This is a genomic window from Xenorhabdus bakwenae (assembly GCF_030272115.1).
In the GTDB taxonomy this organism is placed as follows: domain Bacteria; phylum Pseudomonadota; class Gammaproteobacteria; order Enterobacterales; family Enterobacteriaceae; genus Xenorhabdus; species Xenorhabdus bakwenae.
The window spans coordinates 3,816,062-3,826,714 of record NZ_CP119194.1; the positions used below are offsets into that span (position 1 = coordinate 3,816,062).

The following is a 10,653-nucleotide window of genomic DNA, read 5'->3' on the forward strand; positions in this document are numbered from 1 at the left end:
TGATTAGCCGTCCGTATTCTTCCCTGAGTTTGTGCGCTCTTGAGAGGAGTTATAACCGTTAAACTTAGCTGTTCAGTTATTGAGTAAGCTAAAACAATCAGTTAAAGTATTCCCGCCATTAGCAAAATCTAATGGTCGAGGCGTCGCGGCCTTGAAATCAAGAACACTGGTAGGATGTTTCTACCAGTGCGCCTGTTATCACCCTTTCAATGGTGGTTCAGGTGGGGAAGGCTTCGGCCTTGCTGGTTTCTTGATTCCAGTCCGCGAACCCTGCCTTGAATCACCACCATCAATGATCAATTAATGGAAGGGGTAGCAGGAATGAATAACAACAATGTTCAAAATGACTGGCATCAGGCCGATATCATCGCAGCATTACGTAAACGTGGTACAACCTTAGCGGCGCTCTCTCGTGAAACAGGACTCAGTTCATCTACACTCGCAAATGCACTCAGCAGGCAGTGGCCTAAAGGTGAATGGATTATTGCGAACTATCTTGGCATCCATCCCTCTGAAATCTGGCCCAGCCGCTATTTTGATAAACAGGGTCAACTGATTGAGCGTAAAGTTCGCAGTAAATCACAGGAATAACCCGCTTCAATTTGTGATCGATGTCGTAAAAATGAATATTTTTTATCTTAAGCCCTGAGCGTAAAATGGCAGCCAAATTTAACCATTTTTAACCCTCACGGCTTTTTTGCTTTAAGATGATGAAAAATCGCGCAATAAGAAATATAACTAAGTAAAATCAGTTAGATAATAAAGAAAAAGCAAGCAAAAAAATCCGGGGGCATTAAAAGGGGCATAAAAGAAGGGTAAGGTTATAAACTTTATATTTTCAACAAGTTATAACGATTTTCGATTCCGAGTCCGGCACCAAAATTTTAAGGCTCATTTGTTTTAGTTATCATAGGCTTAACAAGTAAGTTAAAATTTATGGCCGTTAAGAAAATGTTAAACAATGGGTATTCCGATTTGCCTACTCAGTGTTTAAAAAGCCGTAAATAAAGAACACAGAGCGCCTGCACTTGCAAGCGTTCTTTTTCGTGCAAGGTAATGATTTCAGTAATTGATTCTGATGTCAAGTGAGGTGTAAACTTTGCGGGATGCCGGTCCGGTATCAATAATCTTTTCATACCATCTATTGTTGATGCAGGGCAGTTCAATCCATTCCATCCTCCTAAACTCCGATTGAAACCCGCCCTGTTTTTTTCTGATACGCTCTTTCTCTTTACACCGACAGATCCAGATATATCGCCAGCTCGCTCTCCAGCGTTTTACCCGCGATGTCCATATCAATATCAATGTATTCCATCGTGGTCGCCAGACTGCGGTGCCCCAACAGGCCTCTGACCAGTTGCATGTTACGGTCGGGCGCTTTCATCAACTCCGTTGCCAGGGTATGACGAAAACGGTGGGGAGAGACGGCAAAACCACACGCTTTCGACAAGCGATTGAAAAAAAGAGCGGATATGCTGCCTTTCTTTATCGGGGTTATACTGGTAACTGGTCATCCGACCGTGATAACGAAAATTCAGACGGGTTAAATCAAACAATGGGTCATCGTCTTTCGCCCCACAGGCTTTTGCGCGTTCAAGAAGTTGCGCCAGGCGGGGCTTGAGGGGCGGGATCATCGGTACCCGCCACTCACTGTGATTTTTACTGCCTTCGGTCCGCAATTCAATATGGTTGCCTTCCAGATTGATATCCCGCAGCCGCAGGTGCAGCAACTGGTTCTGGCGCATGCCGGTTAACCGGAACGTATCCAGCACGGTCAACCAGTACCAGGTAGGATATAACGCACAGCGCCCTCCGCGGGGTTTCACGCCGGATCTTTCTTCCTGTTCATACTGCTGCATCACCAGGTAAATTCGGGTCAGCTGGGGCTTACTCAGAATTTTCTTCTTTTTCTTCCCTTTTTTGACGGCCGCATCCAGAAACGGATTTTTTGTCTGAGGTAATAACTTTTGCTCTATCCCAAAGTTAAAAATAGCCCGGAGATGGGTCACCTTATTATTCCAGGTATGGCAAGATTGCTTTTTTTCATTCAGTAAATAACGCCGCCACCGGAGTACATCCCGCCCGGTGACGTTTTCAGGCTGCACCTTTTCGCCCAAAAATTGAGAAAACCCCTTAGCCACTTTCTTATAACTCCATTCTGACGCCGGGCGTAACATATGCGAGAAAAAGTATTCCTCCAGTAATGCTTCCCAGTCCATTTTTACTTCTGCGTACATCATCTCTTTCCTGTTATCAACAACATGACAATACTGCTTACGGGTGGTCTATTAAGCAGCCAATAACTCCCTGGAAAACCAGTCACCCATCGAAATTATTTCACTGTTAATATCATGACGACTGACCCCCGGTGGGAGCAACACTTTCTGGCTTCCTTCACGGATGTTTGTGCAATTTCAAATCGTTATCGTTCTCATTTACATCAATTGACAATGAAACTTCATCATTTGATTGAAATAATGACAATAATGTCTGTGTGTCCTCACATGCCGGTTGACCGACGGATGGTAAAGTTGTTGATACGGGAAGCGGTGAAACCCCATCAGAACCTGTTGGTGCTAAGGTTGCCGACGGTGGCTCAGAAGATGCAGCCGGTTTCAGCAACGGGGACTGCACTTGTGTGGCGGCCTCCTGGAGCAGCGAATCCACTAACGGCACGGCGGAGGGATGCCCGCCCAGCTGTAAGGCCAGGCAGTGCCAGGCTTCCGGCACCAGAAATAACCAGCTCACCGCCTCTTCCGGCAGTAAACGGGCGGCCATCATGGCTTCCAGTGGCACAGACAAATCTGGCAGGGATGACCGGAATCGGAAACGAAAGCGACGTGCGGGCATCCACAGCCCCGGCTGCCAGTGATGTCCGTCTTCCAGCTCCCCGTCCAGTTGCCGCAACAACGGCAGGTGGTAAAACAACGCCGCCCAGAACACGACGGTCTGCCATAACAGGCTCTGTGCCGCCTGTGTTTCCGGTGCCGCGCCCGGCGGGAACAGATGACCTTTCGCCAGCCGCACGGCACAGGTGGTAAACTTTAGCGTCAGGTCAGCAAATCCGCCACTCCCTGACCAGTCACCTTCCGGTGTGGCGGGCACCTGCTGCACACTGCCCAGCAATTGCTTCACCGGCGCGAGATAAAAACGCTGATACAGCCCTTCGGGCAGGGCACTGTTTTGCCATAATTGCTGAAGACACTGACGGCGCAGGGAGGTGGCCAGTAACTCGTCAGCGGATTGCGGCCGGAAATAGCCCCGGCTGTCACGAATGACTTCCGATTGTTGTTCGGGTAATTTTTGTGGTGTGGCAGGCTGACGGGCAAAATGGGATTTAAAACGCTGAAACATAGTTTTTCTCCTTCGGTTCAAATTGGACTCAGTGTCGGTGAATCCCAGTCTGAAACAAGGAAAAACTCTTTTTGCGGAAATGAAAATTAAACTGACTCGATTCATCCATGGATTCACTTACCGAATTACCTTAATTTTCATCATAAATTCAATAAATTAATGTGATTTGAAAACAGAAAAAGCGCCCCGAAAGGCGCCAAAGTGAAAAGGAAATTTATGCCACCCGGGGCTGTTGATACGCCTGTAACCGCTGAGACCAGTTACCCAGATAATGGGCGGGCGTGTAACGTGTCCGTTGGCTGCCGCCATCGTGCAGCACATCCCCGATGGTCACGGCGGCCGGAATGCCGGTCAGGGCAAGCTGGATGTAAGCCATCACCGCCGCCAGCGGGTCAATATCTATCGCTGACACCCACAGGCTGCATAACGGATCATGCCCCTGTTCTCTTAATACCTCAGCAACAGCTAAAGTCATACAGCCCGCGCCACAGCAAGGCTCATGGAAGGTGACAAAGGGCTGGGTTTTCAATAATTCAGAGACATCCTGTAACTGCATCTCTGCCATCATTCTGGCCACGCTCCAGGGGGTAAAAAACTGATCGAGGGTTTTATCCCCCAATCCCAGCTGCATAAACACATTGCCCAGAAAATCACAGGGTGCCTGCGCCAACCCAAGAACGGTACAGGAAAACAGCTGCACAATCCGGTCAATATCCTCCCGTTCGTACTTTTTGATGGTTTTCAGGTAATACTGCTCCAGCGCCTCGCTGTAACAGTATTTATTGTGAATGGCGGCCATCGCACAATTGCAAAAATCCTGAAAGACCTGATAACGACGGTGGTAACGCGCCGTCTGGTTAAACAGAGAAATAAACTCTTTCTGATGATCGGGTCGAGGTGCCATAACGTATTTTCCTTGCAAAAAATACAGGGAAAACACGCCCGAAAAGGGAGAATGTTTCCCCTTTCGGTTGAAGTGAAGATAAAACAATACATTAATGATGAGTTAAACAACGCGTTATTGCCCAACGGCGATGGCCGGCACGGGCAGGTTCACCGCCTGCTTCTCCTCGTTGACCAGATAAAGCGCCGGCCGGTTCTCCCGTCCTGACTGCCCGTTGCCGCTGTCCACATGCTCGCCCTGGTCATAGCAATCGTAGCCTTTGAGCTGACCTGACGATGCGCTGTACCCGTGGCGGATTTCACAGTCAAACACCGATGACAGTTCGCCCATCAGTTCGGCCGACGGCGGTGCCCAGGGGGAGTCAAAACGCACGGTTAAGCAGCTGACATTGCGGCGCTCCCAGCGGACATGGTGACCCAACGGCCATTCAAGGCCGTATTGCCCGCCGTAAAACTGTGCCGTCGTCGCAATGCCTTTCAGCAACCCACTGTTACCGTTAATCTCAGTCGCCAGCCGGGTCGGCATTATCATCAGCATATCGCAGGGCGGCGCCGATTCCGGGTAAACACTCAGCTTATCCCAGCACGCGCCGATATCGGGTGTGTCAGACCAGCCCACCATCCCAAACCAGTCGGTATACTGGCGGGTCAGGAGACGGGCGATACTGTCACGCGCCGGTGCCGGGATGCTGTCCCAGCGCATCAGGCTGAGACCGGACTGGCGGTACAGGTTATCTGTCCGTTTAATGTTGTCGCTGTTTAACGGCACATTATCCTGCAACAGCTTCAGCCACTGGTCAAAAGCCAGGCTCTGCGCCGTCGGTGCCGCCGTGCTGCGTACTAAATCAGGGTAAGGCGTATAAGTTTGCGGTTTAGTCGGTTTCAGTATCCCCGCACAGCCGGCCAGAAACAACCGCAGGCTTTGCAGCACTGCCTGGCGGTAACGGGGAATTTCTTCACCGCAGACCCATTGTTGCATCACGTCAATACACACTGACTTGCCGGTAATTTCCAGTTGATTGGTGACCCATTCTGCCATGGTTAAGTTCCTCATTGGATTAATAAGAATAAACCGGAGGAACCGCGCCATCAGGGCACAATTCCCCCGATGGGTGATTAAAAAAAAGGGGTTACTCGGACGGTGACCCGTTGGCCTGACTGAGCATCGTTTCGGTAATACCGCAGTCGAAAAGCACTCTCAGTTCATCATGAATACCCAGATACGGTGTACTGCCCTGCATATCCTGCGCATCCAGCCGGGTTAAATCGTATTTATCCACTAACGCGTTAATGGCTTCAAATGGCTGGACGCCATGGGCCATCAGTTCAGCCACCGTGTCGGCTTCATACAGTACCGTATCCTCCAGGTTCAGGCCAAAATGACGCTTCAGCAGCGTACCGGCAATCACCTGCCAGACGGTTAAACGCAAAGGTGCCATAGTGATACCTCACGCGTTAAACACTGACTGTCGTGCCGTGCCGGAGAATATCCCGCACTTCACGACACTGTTGATAACAGGGTGAAACCACATGCAGCGACAGTAAGTGCGCCTCATGCCACAATGCCCGGGCAGCCTGTGCATTCTGCCAGCTCTGCTCAAGCACGGCTGACTGACACAACTGCTGCTGTTGCTTTTCCAGTGACAGGCGTTCTGATACCAGCGTCACCGGCTGCGCCCAGACAATCTCATCATAGCATCGGCCACCGAGCACTTTTTCATCCTGGGCGTCATAAATCATGACGGTCAGCGGGAAAAAAAATGCACTTCGCCTGATGAGATAACGTTTCCGGCACCGGCCAGTCGCCCAGCAGATGGATAACCTTCAGGCGCTGCACCGCTTCGGTGACTGAGACCGCTTCGCACACGGTCAGGGTTTCTTCCCGCAGGGATTGCCTCGCTTGCGGGTGTTGCATCAGGCCGGTGACCTGCACGGTAAAAATGTCTTCATGGCATGCCGGACCGGTGTCATCCGGGGCCGGTAAAAAAAATGGGGTCCATACGTATTTCCTTGATTTGAAGTCAAATAAAGAAAACACCCGCCCGAGACCGGGAAGGTGTTTTCAGCTCCCTGGTCAGGCGCTTAAGAAAAGGGTTAACAGCATCATGGGCTGATAACGTCAGTGAGAATGATTATTTTTATTTTCGATTAATGACCGGCTGATAAAGTCCTCGGGGGGCACCCATGTCATGACTGACCTTATCAGACCGCTTTCCGGGTGCTGAGCCACATATTCCCGCAATTCACGGAACCGACTGGCATCCGCATTCGGCCCATTCAGCGCGGCAATACGGGCAAGCACGATTGAGGTCACCGCCAGCCCGAAGGCATCCGCCGAGAGTGTCACCCTTAACTGCGTGTCCGACAGGTAAACCGGATAGGTTTTCTCTGATGCCGGCACCATATAGGCCAGCGACTCAGACACCTGCCGGCCTGTCCATTGCTCAGACGGGTCATCCTGACATAACGTTGAGGCGGTATTGACAAGCAGAAAGCCCAGAAACAACCGCTCCAGCGGTTTTTTACCGGGAAATGCCGCAGACAGCGCGGGACTGTCCAGCATGATAAGTTCTCTTTTTTGCATGATGTTCTCCTTAAATAAAAAAGACGGAGAACACCCTGCCCGACGGGAAGCATGTTCCCCGTCCGGGTGACTGGCATCGTGCCAGGGTGGATTAAATAACCTTCATCATCAACAACGATGATATCTGCTTCCAAAGGTGCGCAGATGTACCACACAGTGTGGACTCCCTTGCAGGCTACGGGAGTGTTGGCGTCGCTGCCCGAAGGCGATCCTTACAAGCGACCGGATCATCAATAAGTCTGACCACGCTAATGAACGGAGATCATAAGGTCAATGCGTAATTCATTTTCCACCGGAAAAAATATCATGATCCCGTTTCCCCATTTTGGTAATACACCTGCCGGATATAGCGTCCTCGCGCATCGCCATGCCCCAAATCCATCGATACCAGCGCCTGTGCTTCCTGCTCGCTGAAACCCTGCGCGGTGTAATATTCACCCGATTGCCGGGCAAAATGATAGCGCATACTGTGCGGGGCTTTCTTGCCGCTCAGACCTGCCCTTCTGACAACATACCGGTAACGATCTATGGCCTGAATAACCGTCGGTTTATCAATCAGTTTTCCACTGCGCCCTGCCTGCTCGCATTCGGCGTAGGCAATCGCCTGTTGCAAGGCTTCCCGATCCAGTATCAGCGTCTGTCTGGGTCGCCCGCCTTTGGTGCCAAACACCACCCGCACGGAGGTATGCCCGTTTTCCAGCGCTTTTTTCCAGGTGGCTAAGGATTTATAGGCTTCCACCGCTTCTTTGGTGCGCAACCCCAGTACATACGCCAGTTGCATGACCGCCGCCACGCGCCGGTCTTTTTGCTCAACCTGCTGGAAAAGCGCCTGAAATTCCGCAGGCATTAATGCCGTTTTAGTGCCTGTGCGACTCGTCTCGACAATACCCAGTGCCCGGTTACTCAGACGGGCGTTATCCGGTGCGGCCAGTTTATGCTTGCCCGCCTGCCTTAAAATCGTCCGCAGGGCTGACATCTCATTTTGCAGGGTTCGGTGACTGATTTTGTTGGCCTTACGCTCAGCAATATAGCGCTCAATGTATTTGGCTTTGAGGCTGTTCATTTGTCGGAGCTTAATCCCGTTATCTTTTAGAAAATTAAGGAATTTCCAGGCAATTCGTTCTCGATCCGCCACCGTCGCAAAACTTCCGCGCCCGTTTCGGGCATGGGTGATAAATTCTTTTCTGAACAACTCAATTTTTGAACGTGCCGATTTCTGCGCCATCTACGCCTCTCTTGTCACTTTCTCTCTGTTTTTATTCGTTTTTTAAACAAGTCCCTGCGTGTCGGTTCAGGTTCACCGTTCCGTGGTGCGTCAGATAATGTGTAGCAGGGGAAAATTGCGTTGAGTTTTTGCAGGAGTTCGCTACGTGCCGGGCACGGCGATGGAGTACTCCCCGTTCAGAGCCTGATTTTAGTCAGGATGAACGCCTCATTAATCATGACGTGGTGTGATTTCTCCTTTTTACTGCATCAGCCTGTTGCCAGGCAGGGGGTTAAAAAACAAACGAATAAAAGGGTTCAGGATCAGAAAATGCCTGAAATAACGGGTGACTTTGAGTAATTCGTGGATCAAATGGGTCGTAAAGCCAGACCGGACATGCTCTGGACGTTGACGCCTGGCGGCGTCACTTGGTCATCGCTGCGCGTTAACGCAAGTGACGCCGCACAAGATCCGGGACGTTTATCGTGATAAATACAAAACGTGGGTGAATGTTGTACCGGTTAAAACGGTATCGATTAGCATGAGGCAGAGCATGTTCTGCTCGGTTATGTAGGTAGCCGGTGATGAATAACACCGGGAAACTTTCATCGCCAGATCGTGGGTTATTGGTCTGATGATACCTGCTTCCAAAAGTGCGCAGATGTACCGCATGACATGCACTCCCTTGCAGGCTACGGGAGTTTTCACTTCGCCGCTCAACGCTGATCCTTACAGGCAATGGATCATTGGTAACAGTTCAATACCTTATCGATTAGGTTGGGCGAGGTCAAATTTTTGTTCAATGATGGGGTGAAGGAAAGTACCATGATTTTTTTGATGGAAATAATTTTACCTTTGCCCATGATCACTATGAGCTTGTGAGGTACTCATTTTATGAACGTCTACAAGTAGTTGACATTACTTTTCATTTGGTCATGTATTCAATGGTTAGATTGAATACATGACCGACTGGATGACCTGTGCGCCTTTAACCTATGTTATATTTTAAGCAAATTTCATAAGAGGAAATTTTCCCGTTAAGCAATTCATCGCATTCTTCTTCAGTAATTTCAGTAATACACTCTCCTCCCGCCAAGGTTCCTGATAAACATTTAAAAATGTATTTTCCATTTTCTTTTTTTACTCTCCATTGACCTGGATTTGTTGAAAATTCATTTTCTTCCAGTTTAGGTTCCGAGTATTCAGGAGCAGGTTTTGTTTTAAAATACGAACTTAAGGCCATAACACACCTCATCTAGCAAAGCACAAAACAAACGAAAATGCTGTTACAGGATTGGGATATCCTATAAATCGATTTATGCTTGAATTCGGTGGCCGCCTAAACGGCCACGTTTGATATGAAATGGAGATTATACAAATTTGCAAACATCATCTAATTAACCTATATAATATTTATGGCAAATATCATTGGCAGTTATATTACCATTGAGTAAGTTTTCGTATTCATCTTTTGTGATCTCGGCTTTGCATTCTTTCCCTTCTAAAGCACCAGATAAACAAAAAAACACGTATTTTTCATTTTCTTCTTTAACAACCCTCCACCAACTAGGATCTGTTGAGAATTCGTTATCCTTTAAAGGTGTTGGCTCGGGGTATGAAAAAGGTTTCATTGTGTAATACTCATTCATATTTTTCATTCAGTGGCCGTCTAAACGGCCACGTATCATGTGGAGTAGCGATTACATAAAATCATAAACAAGGTTTTTGATTATTAAAAATTAAGATACATTATACTTGTGGCATAACTCGTCAAATGTAATGCCATTCTCGATCGCCTGTAAGTAATCACATTTATTTATCTCCACCTCTTTCAGTTGACCAAAAAATTCACCAGAAATATAAGAGAATATGTATTTATCATTTTCAACCCTGACACTCAAGTTATCTTTGATGAATTCCCCCTCAAGTGGTTTCTGAGGTGTATTTTGGTAAGAAAGAGGCTCTTCTTCATAAGAATATTTATTCATCATTTAACCTAAAAATTACTTGATTTTTATTTCATTTACAGGAGGCTTATATGAAAAATTCATCACAGCTTCAGGTACTCAGCCAGATATATGTCCTTGCTCACCTACTAACAACTTCCCTCTACCTCTTATTTGTTACTTCACAAGGGAAAACGGTTTGAGATCATTCGGCTCACAAGACGTAGCCGGAGGCTACAAAAAAGAGAAAAATCCGACCAGAGTCTGGCCGGGAATTACTTTAATTTAATTCATATTGTTTTTCTGAATTTCTCTTTAACTCACCTGATAACACCATTTCTTTTAATACCTGCTCTATCTCTTTTTCACTATTGCATGAAAAATACTGAATTAACCGCCAAATATCAACAATCTTAGGATTGTTGATATTGTTATGTATATCAACAATTATATTAGTACTTATTTCGAAAAACTTAATGCCTTTTCCATGTTTCAAAAAGCTCCATGATTCACCTTTTATTTGGATATTTCCTTTTTTGGGAAAATCCAACAATAATTCAAAATCTTTTACCATTGGGTAAACTTCAAAAAATACTTTCAATAACCTTCCTTGAAGCCTTGAAAATTCAATAACTCTATATTTATCAATGCAATAAATCATA

Annotated in this window: 16 protein-coding genes and 1 pseudogene; 4 read left to right on the top strand and 13 right to left on the bottom strand. The window is 47.7% G+C overall.

Translation table 11 applies throughout. The annotated features are described in order from the left end of the window. The first annotated feature begins 79 nt into the window (after positions 1-79). Together PXH59_RS18925 and PXH59_RS18930 are read left to right on the top strand one after the other, a co-directional pair. Positions 80-304: a hypothetical protein gene (locus PXH59_RS18925; RefSeq protein ID WP_152911291.1), complete on the top strand. Its 225-nt coding sequence runs from the start codon at positions 80-82 to the stop codon at positions 302-304. A gap of 17 nt (positions 305-321) precedes the next feature. Continuing rightward, positions 322-591, top strand: coding sequence for a helix-turn-helix domain-containing protein (locus PXH59_RS18930; protein ID WP_152669829.1), 270 nt, complete (start codon positions 322-324; stop codon positions 589-591). 640 nt (positions 592-1,231) lie between these two features. On the opposite strand, the pseudogene PXH59_RS18935 reads toward PXH59_RS18930, so the two are convergent. The 9 genes and pseudogenes from PXH59_RS18935 to PXH59_RS18975 form a co-directional block, all read right to left on the bottom strand. Beyond that, positions 1,232-2,240: pseudogene (locus tag PXH59_RS18935) on the bottom strand (tyrosine-type recombinase/integrase). Between the two features lie 154 nt (positions 2,241-2,394). Next, positions 2,395-3,354, bottom strand: a complete 960-nt coding sequence (locus PXH59_RS18940; RefSeq protein ID WP_285809694.1) for a TraI domain-containing protein — start codon at positions 3,352-3,354, stop codon at positions 2,395-2,397. A 214-nt stretch (positions 3,355-3,568) separates the two neighbouring features. After that, positions 3,569-4,258, bottom strand: a complete 690-nt coding sequence (locus PXH59_RS18945) for an N-6 DNA methylase (RefSeq protein WP_285809696.1) — start codon at positions 4,256-4,258, stop codon at positions 3,569-3,571. A 114-nt stretch (positions 4,259-4,372) separates the two neighbouring features. Then, on the bottom strand, positions 4,373-5,296 hold the full coding sequence (locus tag PXH59_RS18950) for a DUF1281 domain-containing protein (protein WP_285809698.1): 924 nt from the start codon (positions 5,294-5,296) through the stop codon (positions 4,373-4,375). Positions 5,297-5,387: 91 nt separating this feature from the next. Further along, positions 5,388-5,696, bottom strand: a complete 309-nt coding sequence (locus PXH59_RS18955) for a TA system toxin CbtA family protein (RefSeq protein WP_047768896.1) — start codon at positions 5,694-5,696, stop codon at positions 5,388-5,390. Positions 5,697-5,712: 16 nt separating this feature from the next. After that, positions 5,713-5,997 carry a hypothetical protein gene (locus PXH59_RS18960; protein WP_285809700.1) on the bottom strand — a complete coding sequence of 95 codons (285 nt, stop codon included), beginning with the start codon at positions 5,995-5,997 and terminating at the stop codon, positions 5,713-5,715. Next, a complete protein-coding gene (locus PXH59_RS18965; protein WP_285809702.1) occupies positions 5,987-6,172 on the bottom strand; it encodes a hypothetical protein in 186 nt (61 codons plus the stop codon). Before PXH59_RS18965 ends, PXH59_RS18960 begins: the two co-directional genes overlap by 11 nt. 204 nt (positions 6,173-6,376) lie before the next feature. After that, positions 6,377-6,841, bottom strand: coding sequence for an antirestriction protein (locus PXH59_RS18970; protein WP_285809704.1), 465 nt, complete (start codon positions 6,839-6,841; stop codon positions 6,377-6,379). 304 nt (positions 6,842-7,145) lie between these two features. Next, entirely contained in the window at positions 7,146-8,066 is a 921-nt protein-coding gene (locus tag PXH59_RS18975) for an integrase domain-containing protein (protein ID WP_285809705.1), read from the bottom strand. Between the two features lie 120 nt (positions 8,067-8,186). On the opposite strand from PXH59_RS18975, the gene PXH59_RS18980 reads away from it, so the two are divergent. Both PXH59_RS18980 and PXH59_RS18985 read left to right on the top strand, forming a co-directional pair. Then, positions 8,187-8,405, top strand: a complete 219-nt coding sequence (locus PXH59_RS18980; protein ID WP_285809706.1) for a hypothetical protein — start codon at positions 8,187-8,189, stop codon at positions 8,403-8,405. Between the two features lie 3 nt (positions 8,406-8,408). Further along, positions 8,409-8,534 carry a hypothetical protein gene (locus tag PXH59_RS18985; protein ID WP_285809708.1) on the top strand — a complete coding sequence of 42 codons (126 nt, stop codon included), beginning with the start codon at positions 8,409-8,411 and terminating at the stop codon, positions 8,532-8,534. Positions 8,535-9,033: 499 nt separating this feature from the next. Here PXH59_RS18985 and PXH59_RS18990 read toward each other — a convergent pair whose 3' ends face one another. The 4 genes from PXH59_RS18990 to PXH59_RS19005 all read right to left on the bottom strand — a co-directional run bounded on the left by PXH59_RS18990 (position 9,034) and on the right by PXH59_RS19005 (position 10,652). Further along, a complete protein-coding gene (locus PXH59_RS18990; RefSeq protein WP_285809710.1) occupies positions 9,034-9,288 on the bottom strand; it encodes a hypothetical protein in 255 nt (84 codons plus the stop codon). Between the two features lie 154 nt (positions 9,289-9,442). Further along, positions 9,443-9,703 carry a hypothetical protein gene (locus PXH59_RS18995; RefSeq protein ID WP_285809712.1) on the bottom strand — a complete coding sequence of 87 codons (261 nt, stop codon included), beginning with the start codon at positions 9,701-9,703 and terminating at the stop codon, positions 9,443-9,445. Between the two features lie 81 nt (positions 9,704-9,784). Then, positions 9,785-10,033, bottom strand: a complete 249-nt coding sequence (locus PXH59_RS19000; protein WP_285809714.1) for a hypothetical protein — start codon at positions 10,031-10,033, stop codon at positions 9,785-9,787. 238 nt (positions 10,034-10,271) lie between these two features. Continuing rightward, a complete protein-coding gene (locus PXH59_RS19005; protein ID WP_434223331.1) occupies positions 10,272-10,652 on the bottom strand; it encodes a DUF6896 domain-containing protein in 381 nt (126 codons plus the stop codon). Between the last annotated feature and the right edge of the window lies 1 nt (position 10,653).